We start from the raw sequence: 23,212 nt of genomic DNA on the forward strand, positions 1-23,212 counted from the left end.
CATGACGCAACTCGAACGGCAGCAGTGGGACGTCGTGGTGGTGGGCGCGGGCGGCGCGGGCCTGCGGGCCGCCATCGAGGCACGCGAGCGGGGCGCCCGTACGGCGGTGATCTGCAAGTCCCTCTTCGGCAAGGCCCACACCGTGATGGCCGAGGGCGGTATCGCCGCCTCCATGGGCAATGTGAACGCCGGGGACAACTGGCAGGTGCACTTCCGCGACACCATGCGCGGCGGAAAGTTCCTCAACCAGTGGCGGATGGCGGAGCTGCACGCGCGCGAGGCACCCGACCGGGTGTGGGAGCTGGAGACCTGGGGCGCGCTCTTCGACCGCACGGCCGACGGAAAGATCTCCCAGCGCAACTTCGGCGGGCACGAGTACCCGCGTCTCGCGCACGTCGGCGACCGGACGGGCCTTGAACTGATCCGTACTCTCCAGCAGAAGATCGTCTCGCTGCAGCAGGAGGACAAGGCCGAATTCGGGGACTACGAAGCCCGGTTGAAGGTCTTCCAGGAGTGCACGGTCACCCGCGTCCTCAAGGACGGCGACCGTGTGAGCGGCACCTTCTGCTACGAGCGGGAGTCCGGGCGCTTCTTCGTCCTCGAGGCCCCCTCGGTGGTGCTCGCCACGGGCGGGATCGGCAAGTCCTTCAAGGTGACGTCTAACTCCTGGGAGTACACAGGCGACGGACACGCGCTGGCACTGCTCGCGGGCGCTCCCCTGCTCAACATGGAGTTCGTGCAGTTCCATCCGACCGGGATGGTCTGGCCGCCGTCGGTGAAGGGCATCCTCGTCACCGAGTCCGTGCGCGGCGACGGAGGGGTGCTGCGCAACTCCGAGGGCAAGCGGTTCATGTTCGACTACGTGCCCGACGTCTTCAAGGAGAAGTATGCGCAGTCGGAGGAGGAGGGCGACCGCTGGTACGAGGACCCGGACAACAACCGTCGTCCTCCTGAGCTGCTGCCGCGGGACGAGGTGGCCCGTGCGATCAACTCCGAGGTGAAGGAGGGCCGGGGCTCCCCGCACGGCGGTGTGTTCCTGGATGTCTCCACCCGGATGCCGGCCGAGGTCATCAGGCGCCGGCTGCCGTCGATGTACCACCAGTTCAAGGAGCTGGCGGACGTCGACATCACGGCGGAGGCCATGGAGGTCGGACCGACCTGCCACTACGTGATGGGCGGCATCGCCGTCGAGTCCGACACCGCGGCGGCGGTCGGGGTTCCCGGCCTGTTCGCGGCGGGCGAGGTCGCAGGCGGAATGCACGGCTCCAACCGGCTCGGCGGCAATTCCCTGTCCGACCTGCTGGTCTTCGGCCGGCGGGCCGGTCTGCACGCCGCCGAGTACGCCGGCGGGCTCAGCGCCCGCCCGGCCGTCGAGGAAGGCCAGATCGACGCCGCCGCGGCTGAGGCGCTGCGTCCGTTCAGCGCCGAAGGCCCCGACGAGGGCGCTCAGCCGGAGAATCCGTACACCCTCCACCAAGAGCTCCAGCAGACGATGAACGACCTGGTCGGCATCATCCGGCGCGAGGCGGAGATGGCGCAGGCGCTGGACAAGCTGGCGGATCTGCGCGTACGGGCACGGCGCGCCGGGGTCGAGGGCCACCGGCAGTTCAACCCCGGCTGGCACCTCTCACTGGACCTGCGGAACATGCTGCTGGTCAGCGAGTGCATCGCGCGGGCGGCACTGGAGAGAACCGAGAGCCGCGGCGGGCACACCCGCGAGGACTGCCCCGCCATGGAGCGCGAGTGGCGGCGGATCAATCTGCTGTGCCGGCTCGTCGACCCCAACGGCGGGCTCGCGGCCACCGATCCGGTGAGCGGCCAGATCGCGCTCGTACGCAGGACGACCGAGCCCATCCGAACCGACCTGCTCGCCCTCTTCGAGAAGGAGGAGCTGGTCAAGTACCTCGCCGAAGAGGAGCTCTACGAGTGAGCAGCTACACAGCGGCCTTCAAGGTCTGGCGGGGCGACCAGGACGGCGGGGGTCTTGTGGACTTCGCCGTCGAGGTGAACGACGGCGAGGTCGTCCTCGACATCATCCACCGCCTCCAGGCCACCCAGGCCTCCGATCTCGCGGTCCGCTGGAACTGCAAGGCGGGCAAGTGCGGTTCGTGCAGCGCGGAGATCAACGGTCGGCCGCGGCTGATGTGCATGACCCGGATGTCGGTCTTCTCGCGTGAGGAGACGATCACGGTGACGCCGCTGCGGGCGTTCCCGGTGATGCGGGACCTGGTGACGGATGTGTCCTTCAACTACGGGAAGGCACGGGAGATCCCTTCCTTTGTGCCGCCGCCGGGGGTGAAGGCGGGTGAGTACCGCATGCAGCAGATGGATGTGGACCGCTCGCAGGAGTTCCGCAAGTGCATCGAGTGCTTCCTGTGCCAGGACACCTGCCATGTGGTGCGCGACCACGAGGAGAACAAGACGGCGTTCTCCGGTCCGCGCTTTCTGATGCGGGTGGCGGAACTGGACATGCACCCGCTGGACGCCGCCGCCGAAACGGGCCTGGACCGCAAGAAGACGGCCCAGGACGAGCACGGGCTGGGCTACTGCAACATCACGAAGTGCTGTACGGAGGTGTGCCCCGAGGGCATCAAGATCACCGACAATGCGCTGATCCCGCTGAAGGAGCGGGCGGTGGACCGCAAGTACGACCCACTGGTGTGGCTGGGCAACAAGATCACGCGGCGCGGGGCGGTCGACTAGCCGGACGGCCCTGGGCGGCGTGAGCCCGGTCGCGGGGGTCCACCGGGGGACATAGCCTCCCAAATGTGACGCGACGAACCACCGGGATCCTCCTGGCCGCGCTGGTGGCGGCGTGGTGGCTGGTCGTGCCCGCCGCCCGATGCGCGCTCGCCGACGATCCGGTCGGCGGGTCCGGCCAGGGACGGATCACCGGGGCCGGGGCGGCCGCCGCGGATCTGGTGCTGCCCATCGCGATCGCCGCCGCGGCCGGGGCGATCGCCGCGTACGGCTACGCCAAGCGCAGAAGGCGGACCGCGACGCGCACCACACCTCAGGGCGGACAGGAGGGGTGGGGCCCGCCGCGGCAGGCGCACGAGGAGCCGCAGGCCGGACGGGGCACCGACCCGACGAGGCGGACGAGCCGGTGGCCCGGGCAAGGCCGGCGCAGGCGCAAGGACAGGCGCGGAACCCGATGACGGTGGAGGCCCTGTCAGAACATGCTCAGCAGCTGTTCGACCGTGGGCTCAGCCGTCGAGTCCCCGTCGGGCAGGGCGAGTTCGAACCAGACCGTCTTGCCGCGCGGGGTCCGGCGCGAGCCCCACGCCGCGCTCAGCAGCCCGACCAGCTGCAGTCCGCGGCCGCCCTCGTCGGTGTCACGTGCCCGTCGCCGTCTCGGCTGGACGAGGCCCGCGTCCCACACCTCGCAGACGAGGGTGCGATCACGCAGCAGCCGAAGCCGGATCTCGCCCTCCCCGTACCGCAGTGCGTTGGTGACCAGCTCGCTCACCAGCAGCTCGACCGTGTCCACGAGCGCTTCGAGGTCCCAGGTGATCAGCTGGGCGCGGGCCAGCTCGCGAGCCCGGCCGACGGAGCGGGGTTCGCGGGGCAGCCGCCAGTCGCCGACGGCCTCGACGGGCAGCCCCTGGATCCGGGCCATCAGCAGCGCGATGTCGTCCTCGCCGTGCCGGGTGTCGAGGGTGTTCAGCACATGGTCACAGACGTCTTCGAGGGGGCGTACCGGATTGGTGAGCGCGGTGCGGAAGGCGCGCAGCCCCTCGTCGAGCGGGTGGTCGCGGGATTCGACGAGGCCGTCGGTGTAGAGCGCGAGGAGCGCGTTCTCCGCGAGTTCGACCTCGACCTCCTCGAAGGGCTCGCCGCCCACGCCGAGCGGCATCCCGGGCGGCACGTCGAGCAGCAGCGCCTCCTCGCCCGGTTCGACGAGGACGGGCGGCAGATGGCCTGCGTTGGCGAACGTACAGCGCCGTGTGACCGGGTCGTAGACGGCGTAGACACAGGTCGCGAGATAGACCTCGGAGAGGTCGGCGTCGCGGGACTTGTGGGCGACGCGCGAGGCCTGCTGGGCGCCGCTGGGGGTGCCGAGCCCGCGGGCGATCTCGTCGAGTGCGGAGAGCACTTCGGCGGGCTCCAGATCGAGCAGCGCCAAGGTCCTTACGGCGGTGCGGAGTTCACCCATGGCGACCGCGGCCCGCAGTCCACGGCCCATCACATCGCCCACCACAAGGGCGGTGCGGTGGCCGGGCAGTTCGATGACGTCGAACCAGTCGCCGCCGACCTCGGTCGCCGTGTTGCCCGGGAGATAGCGGCAGGCGATGTCCAGGCCGGCCGCCTCGGGGTCGCCGGGCGGCAGGAGGCTGCGCTGCAGGATCAGTGCCCGCTCGTGTTCCCTGCGATAGAGCCGTGCATTGTCCATACAGACGGCGGCCCGTGCGGCGAGTTCGACAGCGAGCGCCACGTCCCGTTCCCCGAAGGGCTCGCTCCCCTTGGTACGGGAGAACTGCACCAGACCGACGACGGTGTCGTGGGCGACCATCGGGACGGCGAGTGTGGACTGCACGAGGCTGCCGTCCTCGCCCGGGATCGACTGGACGCGGGCGGTGCGCAGGGCCCTGGCGCAGGGCGAGTTGAAGGCATAGCGGTGGACCGCACCGACGGCGGTGGGGGCGCTGCCCTCGGGGCTGCAGGCAGGGGTGGCCACGAGCGGTGCGTCGGACACGGCGCTGGCAAAGGCGACCCGGCGCAGCTCGGCGCTCCCGCCGCCGTAGCCCTCGGCGTGCGGGGAACTCCATCTGCCGGGAGGTGCCTCGTCGCCGCTCAAGAGTCCTTGGCACAGGTCGACGGAGGCAAGGTCGCAGAAGCCGGGGACGGCGACGTCAAGCAGTTCGCGGGCCGTGGTCTCCAGGTCGAGGGAGTTTCCGATTCGGGCGCTCGCCTCGTTGAGGAGGGCGAGATTGCGGCGGGCGCTGGCGGCCTCGCGGGCGGCGATATGACGGCGCGTGACATCGGTGCCGATCCCGGCGACTCCGATCGGGCGCCCGGATCCGCTGTGCACGCGGTAGAGGTTGATCGACCAGTGCCTGCGGTCCGAACTGCCAGGTGCCGCGCCGACGATCTGGAGGTCGATGGCGGATTCGCCGGTCTCCAGCACCCGGCGCAGCGAGGCGGTCATCCGGTCGGCCTCGGCGCGGGAGAGATAGTCGTGGACGGTGCGTCCGCGATGCTCGTCGGCGGTGCCTCCGAAGACGGCCGCGAAGCGCTGGTTGGTGCGCTGCACGGTGAGATCCGTACCGAACAGGAGGAACCCAAAAGGAGATTGGCCGAAAATCGCCTGCGAAGCGGCAAGATCGGACTCGATCCGGCGCAGTGCGCGGACGTCGACGACGATACAGAGCGCAGCCCTGTCGCCGCTCTCCGTCTCACTCGGCATCACATAGACCTCGGCGAGGCCGTGCGCGCCGCCCGTCCCCGGCATCCGGAAGGGGACCAGGCCGGTCCACTCCTTGCCGTCGAGGATCTCCGCCACGTGCCGGTGGCCGCGCGGGCGCAGCTCGGCGGGCATGAAGACTTCGACCGGGTCCTTGCCCCTGACCTCTTCGGCGGTGATGCCGAAGAGATCTACTGCGCGCCAACTCCACTGGTCGACCAGCCCGTCGGGGCCGATCGAGAAAGACGCCACCTTGATGTAGTCATAGATCGAGCCAGGCGGGCTGCTCTGCCACACGACAGTGCTCGCCGTCTCAGGTATTTCGCTCACGCGACCGTCCCCTCCAGCTCACCGCACCGGACCGGCCATGACCGCAGTATTCAGCACTACGGGCCAGACCGGCACGGCGTTCACGATCACAGCACGGTCTCGTTCATTTTCGGCCTGCTCCCGGCCAGGTCGGAACCGTACGTGGCGTGATCGTCGTCCCCCCACACTTCTAACCAGTCAGAGCGAGCTCGAACCACACCGTCTTGCCCGTTCTCCCGCGCCTGGTGCCCCACCTGCGAGCAGAACCAGCCACCAGCTGAAGCCCGCGCCCGCCTTCGTCGTCGGGCAGCGCGCTGCGCTCGGTCGGCGGATCCGGAAGGGGATCGGAGACTTCGACCAGCAGCGACGGGGAGGTGTCACCGGGTTCGGGCCGGACCAGGCGGACTCCGATGGGGCCCGATGCGTACCGCAGGGAATTGGTCACCAGCTCACTGACCAGCAGCACCGTCACATCGCCGATCACCGAATCAAGTTCCCAGGCTCGCAGGGTGTCACGCACGGCGTGGCGGGCGGCGCGCACGGCGTCGGGTTCCGCAGGGAAGGACCACTCGACGCATTCACCCTCGGTGTCGATCACGCCGCTCACTTCCCCAGACCGGCAGCAGCTCAACAGACCCACGTCCTATTTCGGGGGGTTAATCAGCACATACCCGGAATTGGGTGGGAGGTATCCCGGTCCCTCGCCAATGGGCGCACCGTCGTACGAACGGCGTAGGCGTCAGTCGCGCGCACTGTCCTGCTCGCTTTCACGCAGGGCGCCCGCGCGCAGGCGCCGGGCAGCCTCGGCCACGGCAGGCCTGTCCGCCTCCAGCCAGTCGACGGCATTGGTCTCATGGGGGGCGAGCCACCGCAGCTCGTCATGGTCTTCCAGCGGCCGGGGCTCCCCGGAGAGCAGCCGGGCGGTCCACACCTGGAGGACATAGCCGGGCTTGAGCGGCCACTCGCCGGGGATCCGCTCCAGCGGTTCGGCCTCGACACCCAGCTCCTCACGCAGCTCACGCACGAGTGCCTGCTCGGGGCTCTCTCCGGGCTCCAGCTTGCCGCCGGGCAGTTCCCAGCGGCCCGCGAGCTCCTCGGGCGCGCTGCGGCGTGCGGCCAGCAGCAGCCCCTGGTCGCACACGGCGCCTGCCACCACCACACGATCGTCCATGCGCCGGAGCGTAACCGTCCGGCCGGGCACCCCTCTAATGCGTCGTCTGGCCTATGCGCTCGACCCAGTAGAGCTGCTTGTGTCCGCGGCCATCGAGGGTGTCCGCGATCTGCTGGGCCTCGTCCCGGGTCGCGTACCGTCCGACGCGGTAGCGATTGCCGTTGTCGTCCTGCCGAATGACGAGCCAGGGGAGCAGAGCGGGGCTGTCGTTCATCGCGCCCCTCCCCGGGCCGGCCTGCAGGTCTGTAAGGATCGCCAGGAAACCGCACTACGCATATGCCCGAGCCTACGCCTGACCTTTACTCAGCGGATACGGGTTTTCACAAAGAGATATGACAGCGGGGGCGTACCCGGCTGGATACGCCCCCTGCTGGCCGATTCCGGGCCGCGCTGAGCTCCTGGTGTCCGGATGCTCACTTCACCGGAAGGTGGTACGCGATGCGGTAGCGGTCCGCCGGTACGACGAGGTCCGCCGTCTCGACCGCGCGCCCCGACGCGTAATACGTCCGCTCGACGACCATCACCACATGGCCCGGTACACCGCCGAGCGCCAGGAGCTCCTCCGCAAGGCCCGGGCGGGCGCCGACCTCCTCCGCCACGTTGTCCACGACGACGTCGATGGCGGCCATGCGCTCGACGACTCCACAGCCGCCGAGCGGTCCCTCCTCGGGCAGCATCACCGGTGTGCGGCCGGTGACTTCGAGGGGCTCCCAGGAGGTGGAGAGCATCATCGCCTCGCCCGCGTCGCGGAGCACATAGCGCGTACGCATCACACGGTCGCCGAGCGGGACGCCGAGACGGGCGGCGATCTCCGGGCTCGCCTCCTCCTGTTCGCTGCTGGACTCCCAGGTCCCCCGCGCCGCCTCCTCGGCCTGTTCCTGACGAAAGGGGTTGGCTCCGGACGGCGGACGGTAGCCGGAGCGGGCGATCCGGCGCGGGACCGGCCGCTCGCGGACATACGTGCCGGAACCCGAGCGGCCCTCGACCAGGCCTTCCGCCATCAGGACCTTGCGCGCCTCCAGGGCGACGGTGTCCGAGACTCCGTACTCCTCGCGGATACGGGCCTGCGAGGGAAGCCGGGTGTGCGGCGGCAGCGAGCCGTTGACGATCTTCTGGCGAAGGTCGCTCGCAACGCGCAGATAGGCGGGCTGCTCACCGAATGTCACGGGCCACTCCCAACAGGTTGACAGACAGCAACAGGGTGGCAACCGTCGGTTAAGGTCGCAAGCATGAGCCAAAGGTTCACTCGAAGTGATGAGTTGGGTTTAGGCAGCCGCTTACCGCAGGTCGGCAGCTCAGACGCCGGACGCGCCCGCCGAGGGTGCGCTCTCGGACCCGGCCCGCAGCGAGCCGGTGAGCTTGCCGTCGACCGCGGCGTAGGAACAGGTCACCTTGTGGTCGCCCAGGCGCCAACTCCGCCTGCTCGGCATGTAGTAGTACGTCGACGCGTTGCCGGGCACGGCGGAAGGGTCTGACACGTAGGCGTCGTTCAGCTCGGCACAGCGCCTCTCGGCGATCGGCTCGACCGCTGCCTCCCCGGGCCAGGCCCCGGACTCCTCCAGCTCGAACGAGCCGGTCACCTCGCCGTCGTGCGGCTTTGCACAGTCGACGACCCTGACGTTCGCGGTCTCCTGCTCCAGCTCGGTGCCGGGGACGTCGAAGCAGTCCTCCTTGCGCAGATCGAGCGTGCTGCGGGACCGGGCCGCCTCCTTGACGCCCTTCCTGAAACCGTCCACGGCGTCGCCGATCCCCCCGGTGAGGAGGGCTGTCAGCACGAGCGCGGTACTGAGCCCGGAGAGGATGCTGCCCGCGATGGCCATGCCCTTGCCGCGGTTGCCGTTCCGCTTGATCTGCGAGAGGGCGATCAGGCCGAGGACGAGGCCGAGCGGGGGTATGCAGCACACGATCCCTACGACCAGGGATGTGATGGCGAGCCCGTTCACGGGGGGATTCGGGGGTCTGGCGGGGGCGTACGGGGACGGCGGGTACATGGCCACGGGGCTGGGCTCCTGATCCGGGTATCGCGGAGTGGGGCGAACGGGCGGGGATCCTATGCGACGGACGCCAGGGTGGGGCGGAGGGGGTTCCCTGCCCGGCCCCCGAACCGTGGGCTCCGAGGGCACCGCGAACGCCGGACCTCACCGCCCGGGCGACGTGCGCACGCACTGCGCCGCACAACTGCCATGCTGACGGCCCATGACGTCGTACAACTGCCCCGAATGCGGCACCCGCGCCCCCGTCGAGACGGCCAACTGGTGCTGCCCGAACTGCCGCAGCCCCTGGGACCTGGACTTCGCCGCAACGGCGGTCAGCCTCAAGTCCCTTCCTGCCAGGGTCAATTCCCTGTGGCGTTACGAAGAGGCCCTGCCGCTCGCCCAACCGGCCGTCTCGCTCGGGGAGGGCCGCACCCCCCTGGTCGCACTCACCGAAACCGTCTTCGCCAAGCTCGACTTCCTGATGCCGACGCTCTCCTTCAAGGACCGGGGCGCGGTGCTGCTGGCGGAGCTGGCCCGCCGTCTCGCGCCGCGCCGGGTGATCGCCGACAGCAGCGGCAACGCGGGCACCGCGATCGCCGCGTACTGCGCACGCGCCGGTCTGGACTGCACCGTGTACGTCCCCGAGGAGACGTCCGCCAAGAAGGTCGAGCAGATCAGAGCGCACGGCGCGCACCTCGAACTCGTTCCCGGTGACCGCGAGTCCACCGCACAGGCCGCCCGCGCGGCAGCGGACCGGACCGGCACGTTCTACGCGAGCCACGTCTACAACCCCTACTTCCTGCACGGCACGAAGACGTACGTCTACGAGCTCTGGGAGGACCTCGGCGGCACGCTCCCGGACGCGATCGTCGTCCCCGTCGGCAACGGCACACTGCTGCTCGGCGCCGACCTGGCCATCGGCGAACTCCACGCCTGCGGCCTGATCTCCGAGCGGCCCGCCCTCATCGCGGTCCAGGCCGAGGCCGTCTCCCCCCTGGCCGCCGCCTTCCACTCCGGAGCCGACGCGCTGCCCGAGGAGCCCGCACCTGCCCCGCCGCCCGCACCGACGCTCGCCGAGGGCATCGCGATCCCCCGCCCGCCGCGCGCGAAGCAGATCCTGCGGGCCGTACGCGCGTCCGGCGGCACCTTCCTCACCGTGACGGAGGACCAGATCCGGGCCGCGCAGCTGGACCTCGCCTCCCGCGGACTGTTCGTCGAGTCGACAGGCGTCGCGTGCTGGGCGGCCGCGGGCACCTGGAGCGAGGGCACGGCCGTCGTCCCGCTCTGCGGCGCGGGCCTGAAGACGGGACTCGCGCCTCAGTCGGTCCAGTAGGTGTCGTGCTTGACGAAGAACTCCGCCTGTTGCTCGGGCGACCACTCGGTCGCGACCTCGGCGACCTTCTCGAAGTACTCTTCGCGCGGAGCGCCCGGCGTGAAGAGCAGCAGCATCGACGCGGGGGACTCCTCTTCTCGTGCCGCCGCCCGGAGACCGGATCAGCTGAGGGAGCCATGGGGTTGGATGGGGGCGTGAGCGTTCTCGATGTGGCCCGGCAGCTGCCCGCCGTCCCCGTCCTGCGTGACCTGTGCCGATCGATCGCGATGCTGGAGGCGATCCTCAGCCCGGAATGGGAGGACCGCCTCTACTCCTTCGACGCGCACTGGTCGTCGTCGGAGGAGATGGCCTCGATGCGGACCGGCTCGGGCGACGAGTACGCCATCGTGTTCTCGTCCGCCGGCGCGTTCGTCAGGGGCTTCGCCCATGAGTCCCCGATGAGCCCGTACGCCTCCGACGGACCGTGGCCGGGCGTGCTCGACGAGGTCCCCGAGGTCTTCCGCCCCTGCGTCCAGGAACCCGCCTTCACGGACGAGGACGGCATGCCCGTCGCGACGGCCTGCCTGTGGCGCGAGCCCGCCGACGACGGCTGGCGGACGGGGACGATCGACTTCCCGGAGGACGACGAAGACGCCGACGGCGCTGGGGAGTTGTTCGCGATACTGACAGCCGGGACCCCCGCGGCCTACCAGGAGTTCGCCGAGGACTACTACGAGGTCCCGGTCGACCTGGCGGCCGTACGCCATGTGTACGCGCTGCGCCCGCTGACCGCCGAGGTGGTCGCGGCGCTCAATCCCCACCTCACGCTCGCCGAACTCGACGAGGACCTCGCCTCGATCGGATACCCGCGGCAGCCCTGAGGAGAACCCCCGTCAAAGGCGTTCGATGATGGTCGCGTCGGCATTCCCCAACCAGGTCCGGTGCGGGCATCAGCGGCCGCGCAGGGCGCCCGCCGTACTGCCCGTGCGCTCGCGCAGCAGGATCCGCAGCGTGTTGGGGTGCTCGTAGCCGACCTTACGGGCGATGGACTCCAGGGAGAGGTCGGTGGTCCGCAGCAGGTGCGAGGCCTGCTCCACGCGCAGGTCCTGGACGAATCGCACGGGAGAGGTGCCCAGCACCCGGCGCACGGTCCGCTGAAGGGTGCGCTCGCTGACGCCGAGCGAGCGGGCCGCGCCGACGACGCTGACCGGCTCCTCAAGATGCAGCCGGGCCCAGCGCTCGAAGGCGGCGACAAGCGGATCGCTCTGGGCCAGCGCGCTCGGAATGCTGTACGCCGACTGCGAGGGGCGCTCGTCGACAACCAGGTAGCGGGCGACGAGGTCGGCCAGGGCGGGGCTGCTCATCCGTACGATCGCCAGCGCCAGGTCGACGTGGCCGAAGGCCGCTCCCGCCGTGGTCACCCCGTCCGAGGTGGTGACCATCGTGGTCTCGTCTATCGTCACGGCCGGATAGCGCCGGCGGAAGTGCGGTGCCAGCCACCAGCTCGTCGTCGCCTTCCGGCCGTCCAGCACGCCCGACTCGGCCAGCAGGAAGGTTCCCGTACAGGCCGAGGCGACGGGGGCGCCACGCTGACGGGTCTCGACGACCAGGTCCCGCACCGCCGCCGACGCGGGGCCGGAGACATGGGCGAGCAGCAGGTCCGGCCGCCGCTCGGCGAGCGCGGGCACCAGGAGGAGGTCGGCACGCTTGGCCTCGGCGGCGGGTTCGGCGGTGACGATGTGCCCCGCGCCGGTGCGCACCCGGCGGCGGAAACCTACGGTCGTGACCTGCCACGCGGGTGGCGCCTGGGGAAGCTCAGCGCGCATGGCGTTCGCCGCGTCGAGCACGTCGAGGATCGCCGAGAGCCCCGAATCGAAGACACCGTCGTAGACCATCACCGCTACATCCATGACGGAAACGGTATCCGACACGTCGTTTACGACACTGGGACGGTCCGGGTCACCGGCCTACGTTTGATGGTGTCCCCGACGACGAGGACACCGACGCCAACCTACGGAGTGACGCACGATGAACATCGGACTGCTGGCCCGCATCGAGGCCAAGCCCGAGGACGCCGACAAGGTGGAGGCACTGCTGCGGGACGCGCTCCAGCTCGCTCGCGAGGAGGACAACACGGTCACCTGGTTCGCCTTCCGTGAGAGTGCCACCACCTTCGGCGTCTTCGACACCTTCGAGAACGAGGAGGGACGGGCCGCGCATCTGCAGGGCCGGATCGCCGCGGCGCTGATGGAGGCGGCGCAGACGATGCTGAGTTCCGCGCCCGACATCCGTCCCGTGGACCTGCTGGCGGTCAAGCTTCCCTGAACCGCCCGTACACCCGGCCCGGCGGATCGCGGACCGCGATCCGCCGGGCCCGGGGCGAGACATGCCCGGCACCACGCGAGCTCATCACCACCACCCGAGGAGACGTCATCATGACGCGGCTCACGAGCAGGCCCGTCACGGGCGAACCCGGCGAGACACGCTCGCGCACGCACACCTGGGAGCCGCCGAGGAGCCTCGCGGACGCCGGCAGCCGCCCCGGCCTGGAGCAGCTCCGGCTCATCCTGGACGGCGAGATCCCGCAGCCCCCGTTCGGCAGCACGCTGGGATTCCGGCTCGTGGAGGCCACCGAGGGCAGCGCGGTCTTCGAGGGCGAGCCCGGAGAACATCTGCTGAACCCGATGGGCGCCGGCCACGGCGGTTTCCTGGCCACGCTGCTCGACTCGGCCCTGGGCAGCGCGGTGATGACCACCCTCCCGGCGGGCCGCGGCTACACCACCATCCAACTGGGGGTGAATCTGGTCCGTCCGGTCTACGCGGACACCCAGCCGCTGCGCTGCGAAGGCACCGTCATCCACTCCGGTCGCACGACCGCGACCGCGGAGGCGCGCGTGAGGGGCGCGAAGGACGGCAAGCTGTACGCCCACGGCACGACGACCTGCGCGGTCTTCGCGTTGCCGGGCAGCGCCTGAGGCCGGAGGATCCACCCCATGAAGCGGACAACAGTCGTCAACCTCAAGGGCCACCGGGACGACCCCGAGTACGCGGACGTGGTCTACGTGGGCCGCGCCATGCACCGCGGCGGCTGGCACCTCGACGCCTCTGCGCTGGCCAGCCCCTTCCGCCCGGGTCCGGACGGCACACGCGAAGAGGTCGTCGAGAAGTACCGCGCGTATCTGCTCTCGCGCCCCGATCTCCTGGCCATGCTCCCGTCCCTGCGCGGCCACCGCCTGGGCTGCTGGTGCGTCCCGGAACGCTGCCATGCCGAGGTGCTGGCGGAACTGGCCGACGCGACAGAGCCGGGCGACGGCCGCTGACGCCGACGCAGCGGGGGGGCTCGGTTCGCGTTCTGGTGCGGAGGTCACCAGGGTGGGATATTTGTGGCAGAACCTCACACAGGAGGCGAAATGTCCACCATCAAGGAGAGCGTAGACATCGCCCGCCCGCCCGAAGATGTCTACTCCTACGTGACCGACCCCTCCCACCTCACCGAGTGGCAGGAAAGCGCCGTATCCGTACAGCCGCTCGGCGACGCCCCGATGGGCGTGGGGTCCCGCGTGGTCGTGACCCGGCGCATGGGGCGCCGGACGTTCCCGATGACCATGGAGGTGACCGAGTTCGACCCTCCCCGCACCTGGCACATGCACGGTGTCGACGGTCCCGTCAGGGGCGATGTCCGCGGCACGATCGAGCCCATCGGTGACGGCGACCGGTCCCGCCTGACTCTCGACCTCGACCTCGAGGGCCACGGGATGGGCAAGCTGCTACTGCCGCTCGTCGTGCGTCCGCAGGTACGGAAGGAATTGCCCAGGAACGAGCAGAAGCTCAAGGGCCTGCTCGAAAGCGGCGCCGCGTAGGGCCCTCGGGGCCTCCACGGACCCACGGACATGACGGAGGGGGCGGGCCCCGAGGACCCGCCCCCTTCGCGCCGCGGCACACGACGCGGAGTGCCTCACGAGGATGCCAGCTGCGGTGACGCGGTTCTGAAGGGTTCACGTCGGCACGGAATCAACACCCGTGGAGCGAGTTCCCTCTGCGCCGGCGGCGCCGCACCTTACTTCGAGACCGACAATATTGAGCTCACTCGCGAGGAGACCGCGGCCGCCGCGCACTGTTGCGCCATGACCACCGGCAGGCCGACGGAGCCGCCGCCTAGCAGCGGAACATCGACGACTCCGCGATGACCTGCGGGAACAGCGCACGCACAGGACCGATCCAGCGTGGATCCAGCAACCGTCCAGGGTGCCGGACGATCCCGGGCCCAGGGGCTGCCTGGTGCAACCGAACCACAAAACGACATCGCTATCACCATCAAGATGGTATCGTTTTGCCTAGTGCGCTTCCGGGAGAGGGGAGTCAAACCATGGCTCGGACAGTCATCGATCTCGACGAGGACCTGGTCGCCGAGGCTATGCGCATCTTCGGCACCAAGACCAAGGCGAAGGCCGTGCGACTGGCCATGGAGGACGCCGTCAAGCGCCACCTGCGCCAAGAGTTCTTCGACGCCATGGACTCAGGCGAGCTCGACTTCAGCGAGATCATCGAGAACACCGGCCCCCGCAACGCCGACGGCTCCCTCAAGCGCACCGGCGGCCAGGCCGCCTGATGCAAGACCGCTACCTCATCGACAAGTCCGCCCTCGCTCGATGGTCGAAACCCCCGGTTAAGGACGCACTCCAGCCGCTGCACGAGCGCTACCTGCTAGCCGTGTGCCAGCCCACCGAGTACGAAATGGCGCACTCCGCCCGCACCACCGCAGAAGCGCTGCGCATCAGCACCTGGCTCCATGCATTCGACTACCTCACCTGTGACGACGACACCTTCGCCCGCGCCCTGGAGACCCAGCGCCACGCCCTCAACGCCGGCTTCCACCGCGCTCTGTCCCTCCCCGATCTGCTCATCGCCGCCACCGCAGAACTACACCGGCTGACCGTCCTCCACTACGACGGCGACTTCGACATGATCGCCTCCATTACCGGGCAGTCGACCCAATGGGTGGTACCCCCGGGCAGCGCCGACCACTGAGCTGATTCCATCCTGATGGTTGCTGGCCGCTGGGACTGGCGCGGGGTGGCGTTTCCCCTCAAGGGGGAACCATTCTGCGGACTGTTGCGGACAGCAGGACGGCCCGACCCGCGTCTTCGCAGGTCAGGCCAGCCCTGGGGGTGCGATCAGACGTTGAAGCGGAACTCCACCACGTCGCCGTCCTGCATCACGTAGTCCTTGCCTTCCATCCGCGCCTTGCCCTTCGCGCGAGCCTCCGCCACCGAGCCCGTCTCCACCAGGTCGGCGAAGGAGATCACCTCGGCCTTGATGAACCCCTTCTGGAAGTCGGTGTGGATCACACCGGCCGCCTCGGGAGCCGTCGCGCCCTTCTTGATCGTCCAGGCGCGGGTCTCCTTCGGGCCGGCCGTCAGATACGTCTGGAGGCCGAGGGTGTCGAAGCCGACACGGCCAAGCGTCGCCAGGCCCGGCTCTTCCTGGCCCATCGACTGGAGCAGTTCCAGCGCCTCGTCGTCCTCGAGCTCGATCAGCTCCGACTCGATCTTGGCGTTCAGGAAGATCGCCTCGGCGGGGGCGACCAACGCGCGCTGCTCGTTCTTGAAGTCCTCGTCGACCAGCTCGTCCTCGTCGACGTTGAAGACGTAGAGGAAGGGCTTCGTGGTCAGCAGGTGCAGTTCGTGCAGCAGACGGCCCTTCTCCGTGCCTGCGGCGATGCCCGCGGCGAAGAGCGTCGTGCCCGACTCGAGGATCTTCTGCGCCTCCTCGACCGCGGCCAGGACCGCGACCTTGTCCTTCTGGAGGCGGGACTCCTTCGTCAGGCGCGGCACCGCCTTCTCGACCGACTGGAGGTCCGCGAGGATCAGCTCGGTATTGATCGTCTCGATGTCGTTCTTGGGCGAGACCTTGCCGTCGACATGGACGACGTTCTCGTCCCTGAAGGCGCGGATGACCTGGCAGATCGCGTCGGACTCACGGATGTTCGCGAGGAACTTGTTGCCCAGGCCCTCTCCCTCGCTCGCACCCCGCACGATGCCCGCGATGTCGACGAAGTCGACCGTCGCCGGGAGGATCCGCTGCGAGCCGAAAATCCCGGCCAGCGTGGCGAGGCGGGCGTCCGGGACGCCGACGACGCCGACGTTCGGCTCGATCGTGGCGAACGGGTAGTTGGCCGCCAGCACGTCGTTCTTGGTCAGGGCGTTGAACAGGGTCGACTTGCCGACATTCGGCAGGCCGACGATTCCGATCGAGAGCGACACGTTGGCGACTTCCTGAAGTGAGGACTGGCTGTTGGCCTACGGCCCGGAGGTGGGCCGATCCCTCAGTTTACGGGCGGGTCAAGCCGGGCAGTGACGGTGGCCGGGAGTCGAACTCAACGCCAAGGTCAACCAAAGGGCGTGTCTGAGGCCTTGTTCCTCCCTGGTTGCGACCTACGTTGTTCGGGTGGAGCAGCACAGGACAAGTCAACCTCGGCGCCGACAGCGGCCGCAGCCCCCTCTTTCCGCGCAGCCCCCCCTCGCCCCGCAGGGCGCGCTCGCCGAGGGCGCCGCCGTGTACCGGGTCGCCACGCGGCCTGCGCGCACCGCGCCCCCCGTCGTGCTTGCCCTGCGCAGACTGCCCAATCCCCGGCTGACGGGCATCGGCGGCGGGCTCTTCGGGGCCGCGGCGATGCTTGTACTCGGCTGTCTGGACTGGCTGCTCCTCGACGGTGCCCCGGTGGTGTACGGGCTGCTGTTCCTGCCCGTCAGCGCGCTGACCGCGCTGTGGGTGCGGGAGGCCGACGTGGTCACGGCGCCGATCAGCGTCCCGATCGCCTTCGCGGTAGGGATCGTGCCGATCTCCGGCGGGACCGGCGGCTTCGGGGGGCAGACGATGGCCGTGGTCACGTCGCTCGCGGTGCACGCCGGGTGGCTGTACGGCGGCACGCTGATCGCCGGCGTCATCACGTGCGTGCGGAAGGTGCGGAGTATGACCCGCCGACGTCGCCGCTCGGGGGGCACGCCCCGCCGCCGTTGAGTTTCCGCTGGGCAGGCCCCGCGGACTCCCGCCATTTCCAGCGTCCCTGGCGCAGGACCGCGGGCCGGGCGGCGCCGGGCAGCCCCGCTACCCTCCCGCCGCCGCCATCGCCGCGCCCACGATGCCCGCGTTGTTCTTCAGTTCCGCCGGGACGATCTGCGCCCTGATCCCCTTGATCAGCGGCACGAACTTGTCCGCCTTGCGGCTCACCCCGCCGCCGATGATGAACAGCTCGGGCGAGAACAGCATCTCCACATGCTGCAGATACTTCTGCACCCGGTGCGCCCAGTGGTGCCAGCTCAACCCCTCGTCGTCCTTGACCTTCGTCGACGCGTTCTTCTCCGCGTCATGGCCGTGCAGTTCCAGATGGCCCAGCTCGGTGTTGGGGACCAGGCGGCCGTCGATGAAGACCGCGCTGCCGATTCCGGTGCCGAACGTCAGCAGCATCACCGTGCCCTTGCGGCCGCGGCCCGCGCCGAAGGCCATCTCCGCAACGCCCGCCGCGTCCGCGTCGTTCAGGATCGTCACCGACAGGCCGCCGAGGCGGTCGCCCAGCAGCCTGGAGGCGTCCACATCGATCCAGCCCTTGTCGACGTTGGCCGCGGTGCGGGTGATGCCGCTCGTGACGACACCCGGGAAGGTGATGCCGACGGGGCCCGACCAGCCGAAATGGCCAACGACCTCGGCGACGCCGTCCGCCACGGCGTCGGGTGTCGCCGGGCGTGGAGTCAGAACTTTGTGGCGCTCATGCGCCAGGTCGCCGCGCTCAAGGTCCACGGGTGCGCCCTTGATGCCGGAACCGCCGATGTCCACTCCGAACACGTTCATGGACACAACGTTACGGGCAGCCGCTGACAGTCACTCCCCCGGCTTGCCCGACAGCTCCGCCGCCTCCGCGCGCAGGTCCCGGCGCAGCTCCTTCGGCAGCGAGAACGTGATCGACTCCTCCGCCGCCTTGACGATCTCGACATCCTCGAAGCCGCGCTGCGACAGCCACTCCAGGACTCCCTCGACCAGCACCTCGGGCACCGAGGCACCGGAGGTGAGGCCGACCGTGGAGACGCCCTGAAGCCAGGCCTCGTCGATCTCCTCGGCGAAGTCCACCAGATGGGCGGCCTGCGCGCCCGCGCCCAGCGCCACCTCGACCAGCCGGACGGAGTTCGAGGAGTTCTTGGAGCCCACCACGATGACCAGGTCCGCCTCGGCGCCCATCTGCTTGACGGCGATCTGGCGGTTCTGCGTGGCGTAGCAGATGTCGTCGCTCGGCGGCGAGATCAGCTGGGGGAACTTCGTCTTGAGGGCATCGACCGTCTCCATCGTCTCGTCGACCGAGAGCGTGGTCTGGGAGAGCCAGACGACCTTCGACTCGTCCCGTACGGAGACGTTCGCGACGTCCTCGGGGCCGTCCACGAGCGTGATGTGTTCGGGCGCCTCGCCGGACGTGCCGATGACTTCCTCGTGGCCGTCGTGGCCGATCAGGAGGATGTCGTAGTCCTCGTTGGCGAAGCGGACGGCTTCCTTGTGGACCTTGGTCACCAGCGGGCAGGTCGCGTCGATGGTCGCGAGCCTGCGCTGCGCCGCCTCCTCGTGGACGACCGGCGCCACGCCGTGGGCGGAGAACATGACGATCGACCCCTCGGGGACCTCCGCCGTCTCGTCGACGAAGATCGCGCCCTTCTTCTCCAGGGTCTGTACGACGTACTTGTTGTGGACGATCTCGTGGCGGACGTAGATCGGCGCCCCGTACTGCTCAAGGGCCTTCTCGACGGCGATCACGGCACGGTCCACGCCCGCGCAGTAGCCACGGGGAGCGGCGAGCAGGACGCGTCGGGCGGGAGTCGTAGCAGTCATGCCCACCATCGTAAGGCCGCTCCTCGGAGCGGAGAGATCACCCACCGGCGGAACACCGAGCCTGTGGCGGCGGCGTTGTCGTATGCGGCCGATACGCTCGCCCGTATGGCTCTCAACACGTCCGCGGAAGCTCCTCTGCCGGTCGGCGAGGTGTCACGGCTCATCGGCGGGTGGATCGACCGGCTCGGCGCGGTCTGGGTGGAGGGGCAGATCACCCAGCTGTCGCGGCGGCCGGGGGCCGGCGTCGTCTTCATGACGCTGCGCGATCCCTCGTACGACATCTCGGTGGGCGTCACCTGCTTCCGGCAGGTCTTCGACGCGGTTGCCGACGTGGTGTCGGAGGGTGCCCGCGTCGTGGTGTACGCCAAGCCGGAGTGGTACGCGCCGCGGGGGCAGCTGTCGCTGAAGGCCGTGGAGATAAGGCCGGTCGGGATCGGAGAGCTGCTGGCGCGCCTGGAGCAGTTGAAGCGGACTCTGGGCGCCGAGGGGCTGTTCGCCCTCGATCGCAAGAAGGCGCTGCCGTTCCTGCCGCACCGGGTGGGGCTTGTGTGCGGGCGGGCGTCCGCGGCCGAGCGCGACGTGCTGGAGGTGGCGCGGCGCCGATGGCCCGCTGTCCGCTTCGAGGTACGCAACGTCGCGGTGCAGGGGGTGCACGCGGTCGCGCAGGTCGTGCAGGCCGTCAAGGAGCTGGACGAGCTCCGGGACGTGGACGTGATCATCGTGGCGCGGGGCGGCGGCAGTGTGGAGGATCTGCTGCCGTTCTCCGACGAGCAGTTGGTGCGGGCGGTGTCCGAGTGCGGCACGCCGGTGGTGTCGGCGATCGGGCACGAGCCGGACTCGCCGCTGCTCGATCTGGTGGCGGACCTGCGGGCCTCGACACCGACCGACGCGGCGAAGAAGGTCGTCCCGGACGTGGGCGAGGAGATGGACCGGGTGCGGCAGCTGCGGGACCGTGCACTGCGCACCGTTCAGGGGCTGATCGACCGCGAGGAGCGCGGTCTGGCCCATGCGCTGGCCCGCCCGTCGATGGAGCATCCGCACCGGATGGTGGACGAGCGCGAGGCGGAGGTCGACGCGCTGGTGGCCCGTAGCCGGCGGGTGCTGGGGCATCTCCTGGACCGCGCGGACTCGGAGCTGGCACACACCCGCGCGCGGGTGGTCTCGCTGTCCCCGGCGGCGACGCTGGAGCGGGGGTACGCGGTGCTGCAGCGCGCGGACGGCGTAGTGGTCCGTTCGCCGGAGGAGGTCTCGGCGGGAGACGAGCTGAGGGCGCGGGTCGCCGAGGGCGAGTTCGCGGTACGGGTGTCCGAGTGAGTACGAACGGGGCGAATAGGGTGGGCGGCATGGCAGCCAGGACGGAAGAGAGCACGCTCGGCTACGAGCAGGCGAGGGACGAGCTGATCGAGGTCGTACGGCGCCTGGAGGCGGGCGGCACGACGCTGGAGGAGTCGCTGGCGCTGTGGGAGCGCGGCGAGGAGCTGGCGAAGGTCTGCCGCCACTGGCTGGAGGGCGCCCGTGCGCGGCTCGACGCGGCATTGTCCGAGGGTGAGGGCCAGGGCCCGGCTGCCGGTGACGCAGAGGGCTGAACAGGGTCGCAGGCCGCCCGGGCGGGTCCTGGCTGTGAGTCGGGTCACCGTGGGGCAGTAGTTGAAATTTAATCTACCGGGCGGCGGTTACACCCGCCGTAAGCATCTGCTCGCCCCGGAAGGTACGCCAGAAATGACGCTCGCCCTTGACTCCGCCGCCCAGGACCTCCTGTTCCGGGAGGCACGCACCGCCAACACGTTCACCGACGAGCCGGTGACCGAGGAGCAGGTCCAGGCGATCTACGACCTCGTCAAGTACGGCCCGACCGCGTTCAACCAGACCCCGCTGCGCGTGGTCCTCGTCCGCTCCGAGGACGCCCGCGAGCGTCTCGTCCAGCACATGTCCGAGGGCAACCGGGCGAAGACCGCGTCCGCCCCGCTGGTCGCGATCCTGGCCGCCGACAACGAGTTCCACGAGGAGCTCCCGGACCTGTTCCCGCGCTTCCCGCAGGCCAAGGACGTGTTCTTCGCCGAGCGCCCGGTCCGTGAGCAGGCCGCCGGCTTCAACGCCGCGCTGCAGGCCGCGTACTTCATCGTCGGCGTCCGTGCCGCGGGTCTGGCAGGGGGCCCGATGACCGGCTTCGACTTCGCGGGCGTCCAGAAGGAGTTCCTGGACGGTGACCACACCCCGCTGATGATCGTCAACATCGGCAAGCCGGGCGACGACGCCTGGTCCCCGCGCTCCCCGCGCCTCGCGTACGACGAGGTCGTCACCACCGTCTGAGCCGTCGCCACCGCCTGAGCCGTCACGGACGCCTCACGGACAAGGCCCGCCGCACCCGCTCCGGGTGCGGCGGCCCTGTCGTCTGCCAAACAGGCCTGTACTGTCAGGACTTCTTGGACTCCAGCGCGCCGGCGAGCTGCGCCAGCCGCTCATAGGACGCCGTGCCCGTCACGACCGTCGTCGAGCCCTTGTCCTCGCGAACCAGCGCGTCGTACTTCGGGCCCTCCCAGCGCTGCCACGTCACGCCCGCGATCTGCTGGGTGCGGCCCGTCTTCGTGGCCTGCTGGCTGACCTGCGGGATGTACTTCCCGGCGGGGGTCGTGGACTGCTCCACGGCGACGTACTCGCCGTCCGGGTCCAGGAAGCCGAGGTGCCAGGCGTCGCCGTCGGCCCCCTTGTACGAGACCGAGGTCGGCTTCCACTCCTTGGCCAGGCCCTCCGGAGCTGCCACCGGATACGGCGCCGCGCGCCGTGCCGTCAGCAGCTCGACGCGGTAGTCGACCGCCTTGACCGGGTCCGCCTTCTCGTCGTGCGGAATGAATACATAGATCACTGCGACGACGGCGCCGATCACCGCCATCGACAGCACCATGTCGCGCACCGTCTGTCTGCCTCGCATACCTGCCACGCCCCCATCGTCGCATCAAGGATGCCTGCTCAAACGTGGCCCCCTCTGCTCAATTTGTCGACGTGCCGATAGAGTCGCATCACTCTCATCTCCGGCCGTCGTCGTACAGAAAGGTGCGCTCCGATGACCGAGCACAATCTGCCGCCCCAACTCGAGGTCTCGCCCGAAGCCCCCGACCGCAACCTCGCCCTGGAGCTCGTCCGCGTCACCGAGGCCGCCGCCATGGCCGCCGGGCGCTGGGTCGGGCGTGGGGACAAGAACGGCGCGGACGGCGCGGCCGTCAGGGCCATGCGGACCCTGGTCTCCACCGTTTCGATGAACGGCGTCGTCGTCATCGGCGAGGGCGAGAAGGACGAAGCCCCGATGCTCTTCAACGGCGAGCGGATCGGCGACGGCACCGGCGCCGAGGTCGACATCGCCGTGGACCCGATCGACGGCACCACCCTGAATGCCAAGGGCATGCCCAACGCCATCGCCGTCCTGGCCGCCGCCGACCGCGGCACCATGTTCGACCCGTCCGCGGTCTTCTACATGGACAAGCTCGTCGTCGGCCCGGAAGCGGCCGACTTCGTCGACATCACCGCCCCGCCGTCGGTCAACATCCGCCGGGTCGCCAAGGCCAAGGGCATGTCCCCCGAGGACGTCACCGTCGTCATCCTGGACCGCCCCCGCCACGAGGGCATCGTCAAGGAGATCCGCGAGACCGGCGCACGCATCAAGTTCATCTCGGACGGTGATGTCGCCGGCTCGATCATGGCCGTACGTGAAGGCACGGGCGTCGACATGCTGATGGGCATCGGCGGCACGCCCGAGGGCATCATCTCCGCCTGCGCCATCAAGTGTCTCGGCGGCACGATCCAGGGCAAGCTCTGGCCCAAGGACGAGGCCGAGCGGCAGCGCGCGCTCGACGCCGGGCACGACCTGGACCGCGTCCTGCACACGAACGACCTGGTCAGCGGCGAGAACGTGTTCTTCGTCGCCACCGGCATCACGGACGGCGAGCTGCTGCGCGGCGTGCACTACCGCGCGGAGACCGCCACGACGTCCTCGCTCGTGATGCGCTCCAAGTCCGGCACGATCCGGAAGATCGACTCGACGCACCGGCTGTCCAAGCTGCGTGCGTACAGCGCGATCGACTTCGACCGCGCGAAGTAGTACGCGCAGAGCGGCAGACACGGGAAGGGGCGCCCCATGTGCGGTGGGGCGCCCCTTCCCGTAGGTGCGCGTCTCC

28 protein-coding genes are annotated in these 23,212 nt (G+C 69.7%); 16 read left to right on the plus strand and 12 right to left on the minus strand.

Translation table 11 applies throughout. From position 1 onward, the window contains the following. Nucleotide 1: 1 nt before the first annotated feature. From FBY35_RS12630 to FBY35_RS12640, 3 genes are all read left to right on the plus strand, one after another. The gene (locus tag FBY35_RS12630) at nt 2-1,930 is read left to right on the plus strand and encodes a fumarate reductase/succinate dehydrogenase flavoprotein subunit (RefSeq protein WP_142213891.1); all 1,929 of its coding nucleotides are present in this window, start codon (nt 2-4) and stop codon (nt 1,928-1,930) included. Further along, nucleotides 1,927-2,703, plus strand: a complete 777-nt coding sequence (locus FBY35_RS12635; RefSeq protein ID WP_142213892.1) for a succinate dehydrogenase/fumarate reductase iron-sulfur subunit — start codon at nt 1,927-1,929, stop codon at nt 2,701-2,703. Before FBY35_RS12630 ends, FBY35_RS12635 begins: the two co-directional genes overlap by 4 nt. A gap of 65 nt (nt 2,704-2,768) precedes the next feature. Beyond that, nucleotides 2,769-3,158, plus strand: a complete 390-nt coding sequence (locus FBY35_RS12640) for a hypothetical protein (protein WP_142213893.1) — start codon at nt 2,769-2,771, stop codon at nt 3,156-3,158. Nucleotides 3,159-3,172: 14 nt separating this feature from the next. Here FBY35_RS12640 and FBY35_RS12645 read toward each other — a convergent pair whose 3' ends face one another. From FBY35_RS12645 to FBY35_RS12670, 6 genes are all read right to left on the minus strand, one after another. Continuing rightward, nucleotides 3,173-5,734, minus strand: coding sequence for a SpoIIE family protein phosphatase (locus FBY35_RS12645; protein WP_142213894.1), 2,562 nt, complete (start codon nt 5,732-5,734; stop codon nt 3,173-3,175). Nucleotides 5,735-5,903: 169 nt separating this feature from the next. After that, a complete protein-coding gene (locus tag FBY35_RS12650; RefSeq protein ID WP_142213895.1) occupies nt 5,904-6,320 on the minus strand; it encodes an ATP-binding protein in 417 nt (138 codons plus the stop codon). Between the two features lie 132 nt (nt 6,321-6,452). Beyond that, nucleotides 6,453-6,884, minus strand: coding sequence for a (deoxy)nucleoside triphosphate pyrophosphohydrolase (locus FBY35_RS12655; protein WP_142213896.1), 432 nt, complete (start codon nt 6,882-6,884; stop codon nt 6,453-6,455). Between the two features lie 34 nt (nt 6,885-6,918). Then, nucleotides 6,919-7,098, minus strand: a complete 180-nt coding sequence (locus tag FBY35_RS12660) for an SPOR domain-containing protein (RefSeq protein ID WP_142213897.1) — start codon at nt 7,096-7,098, stop codon at nt 6,919-6,921. A 199-nt stretch (nt 7,099-7,297) separates the two neighbouring features. Further along, nucleotides 7,298-8,050, minus strand: a complete 753-nt coding sequence (locus FBY35_RS12665; RefSeq protein ID WP_142213898.1) for a GntR family transcriptional regulator — start codon at nt 8,048-8,050, stop codon at nt 7,298-7,300. A 129-nt stretch (nt 8,051-8,179) separates the two neighbouring features. Further along, nucleotides 8,180-8,827, minus strand: coding sequence for a DUF4190 domain-containing protein (locus FBY35_RS12670; RefSeq protein ID WP_160159261.1), 648 nt, complete (start codon nt 8,825-8,827; stop codon nt 8,180-8,182). Between the two features lie 253 nt (nt 8,828-9,080). Between FBY35_RS12670 and FBY35_RS12675 the strand changes: the two genes are divergently transcribed. After that, complete coding sequence (locus FBY35_RS12675) at nt 9,081-10,193, plus strand: pyridoxal-phosphate dependent enzyme (RefSeq protein WP_142213900.1); 1,113 nt, start codon at nt 9,081-9,083, stop codon at nt 10,191-10,193. Here the strand turns inward: FBY35_RS12675 and FBY35_RS12680 are convergent. Next, nucleotides 10,178-10,309 (minus strand): hypothetical protein, encoded by a 132-nt coding sequence (locus tag FBY35_RS12680; protein ID WP_260848596.1) that lies wholly within the window; start codon nt 10,307-10,309, stop codon nt 10,178-10,180. The genes FBY35_RS12675 and FBY35_RS12680 overlap by 16 nt on opposite strands. Nucleotides 10,310-10,369: 60 nt before the next feature. Between FBY35_RS12680 and FBY35_RS12685 the strand changes: the two genes are divergently transcribed. Beyond that, nucleotides 10,370-11,053: a hypothetical protein gene (locus FBY35_RS12685; RefSeq protein WP_142213901.1), complete on the plus strand. Its 684-nt coding sequence runs from the start codon at nt 10,370-10,372 to the stop codon at nt 11,051-11,053. A gap of 69 nt (nt 11,054-11,122) precedes the next feature. Here the strand turns inward: FBY35_RS12685 and FBY35_RS12690 are convergent, their stop codons facing one another. Continuing rightward, nucleotides 11,123-12,082 carry a GlxA family transcriptional regulator gene (locus FBY35_RS12690; RefSeq protein ID WP_142213902.1) on the minus strand — a complete coding sequence of 320 codons (960 nt, stop codon included), beginning with the start codon at nt 12,080-12,082 and terminating at the stop codon, nt 11,123-11,125. Between the two features lie 118 nt (nt 12,083-12,200). Here FBY35_RS12690 and FBY35_RS12695 point away from each other — a divergent pair, with 118 nt between their 5' ends. The 6 genes from FBY35_RS12695 (at nt 12,201) to FBY35_RS12720 (ending at nt 15,200) form a co-directional block, all read left to right on the plus strand. Further along, nucleotides 12,201-12,497 (plus strand): putative quinol monooxygenase, encoded by a 297-nt coding sequence (locus FBY35_RS12695; protein WP_142213903.1) that lies wholly within the window; start codon nt 12,201-12,203, stop codon nt 12,495-12,497. Nucleotides 12,498-12,607: 110 nt separating this feature from the next. Next, a complete protein-coding gene (locus FBY35_RS12700; protein ID WP_142213904.1) occupies nt 12,608-13,147 on the plus strand; it encodes a PaaI family thioesterase in 540 nt (179 codons plus the stop codon). Nucleotides 13,148-13,165: 18 nt separating this feature from the next. Beyond that, the gene (locus FBY35_RS12705; RefSeq protein WP_142213905.1) at nt 13,166-13,492 is read left to right on the plus strand and encodes a DUF4326 domain-containing protein; all 327 of its coding nucleotides are present in this window, start codon (nt 13,166-13,168) and stop codon (nt 13,490-13,492) included. A gap of 90 nt (nt 13,493-13,582) precedes the next feature. Continuing rightward, a complete protein-coding gene (locus tag FBY35_RS12710) occupies nt 13,583-14,032 on the plus strand; it encodes an SRPBCC family protein (RefSeq protein WP_142213906.1) in 450 nt (149 codons plus the stop codon). A 506-nt stretch (nt 14,033-14,538) separates the two neighbouring features. Beyond that, on the plus strand, nt 14,539-14,781 hold the full coding sequence (locus tag FBY35_RS12715; protein ID WP_142213907.1) for a type II toxin-antitoxin system VapB family antitoxin: 243 nt from the start codon (nt 14,539-14,541) through the stop codon (nt 14,779-14,781). Then, a complete protein-coding gene (locus FBY35_RS12720) occupies nt 14,781-15,200 on the plus strand; it encodes a PIN domain nuclease (RefSeq protein WP_142213908.1) in 420 nt (139 codons plus the stop codon). The genes FBY35_RS12715 and FBY35_RS12720 overlap by 1 nt, the downstream gene beginning before the upstream one ends. A gap of 146 nt (nt 15,201-15,346) precedes the next feature. Here FBY35_RS12720 and ychF read toward each other — a convergent pair whose 3' ends face one another. Further along, a complete protein-coding gene (gene ychF, locus FBY35_RS12725; RefSeq protein ID WP_142213909.1) occupies nt 15,347-16,435 on the minus strand; it encodes a redox-regulated ATPase YchF in 1,089 nt (362 codons plus the stop codon). A 184-nt stretch (nt 16,436-16,619) separates the two neighbouring features. On the opposite strand from ychF, the gene FBY35_RS12730 reads away from it, so the two are divergent. Continuing rightward, entirely contained in the window at nt 16,620-17,192 is a 573-nt protein-coding gene (locus FBY35_RS12730) for a DUF6542 domain-containing protein (RefSeq protein WP_186356923.1), read from the plus strand. A gap of 87 nt (nt 17,193-17,279) precedes the next feature. Here FBY35_RS12730 and ppgK read toward each other — a convergent pair whose 3' ends face one another. Further along, on the minus strand, nt 17,280-18,020 hold the full coding sequence (gene ppgK / locus FBY35_RS12735; protein ID WP_142213910.1) for a polyphosphate--glucose phosphotransferase: 741 nt from the start codon (nt 18,018-18,020) through the stop codon (nt 17,280-17,282). Between the two features lie 30 nt (nt 18,021-18,050). After that, on the minus strand, nt 18,051-19,043 hold the full coding sequence (locus tag FBY35_RS12740; RefSeq protein ID WP_142213911.1) for a 4-hydroxy-3-methylbut-2-enyl diphosphate reductase: 993 nt from the start codon (nt 19,041-19,043) through the stop codon (nt 18,051-18,053). Between the two features lie 105 nt (nt 19,044-19,148). On the opposite strand from FBY35_RS12740, the gene xseA reads away from it, so the two are divergent. The 3 genes from xseA to FBY35_RS12755 all read left to right on the plus strand — a co-directional run bounded on the left by xseA (nt 19,149) and on the right by FBY35_RS12755 (nt 21,353). Further along, a complete protein-coding gene (gene xseA, locus FBY35_RS12745; RefSeq protein WP_142213912.1) occupies nt 19,149-20,357 on the plus strand; it encodes an exodeoxyribonuclease VII large subunit in 1,209 nt (402 codons plus the stop codon). A gap of 29 nt (nt 20,358-20,386) precedes the next feature. Next, entirely contained in the window at nt 20,387-20,629 is a 243-nt protein-coding gene (locus tag FBY35_RS12750) for an exodeoxyribonuclease VII small subunit (RefSeq protein WP_142213913.1), read from the plus strand. A 133-nt stretch (nt 20,630-20,762) separates the two neighbouring features. Further along, on the plus strand, nt 20,763-21,353 hold the full coding sequence (locus tag FBY35_RS12755) for a malonic semialdehyde reductase (protein WP_142213914.1): 591 nt from the start codon (nt 20,763-20,765) through the stop codon (nt 21,351-21,353). A 103-nt stretch (nt 21,354-21,456) separates the two neighbouring features. Here FBY35_RS12755 and FBY35_RS12760 read toward each other — a convergent pair whose 3' ends face one another. Next, complete coding sequence (locus FBY35_RS12760; protein WP_186356989.1) at nt 21,457-21,972, minus strand: DUF4245 domain-containing protein; 516 nt, start codon at nt 21,970-21,972, stop codon at nt 21,457-21,459. A 132-nt stretch (nt 21,973-22,104) separates the two neighbouring features. Between FBY35_RS12760 and glpX the strand changes: the two genes are divergently transcribed. Beyond that, on the plus strand, nt 22,105-23,136 hold the full coding sequence (gene glpX / locus FBY35_RS12765) for a class II fructose-bisphosphatase (protein ID WP_142213916.1): 1,032 nt from the start codon (nt 22,105-22,107) through the stop codon (nt 23,134-23,136). Nucleotides 23,137-23,212: the final 76 nt, after the last annotated feature.

Origin of the sequence: Streptomyces sp. SLBN-118 (assembly GCF_006715635.1) — a bacterium.
Taxonomy (GTDB): domain Bacteria; phylum Actinomycetota; class Actinomycetes; order Streptomycetales; family Streptomycetaceae; genus Streptomyces.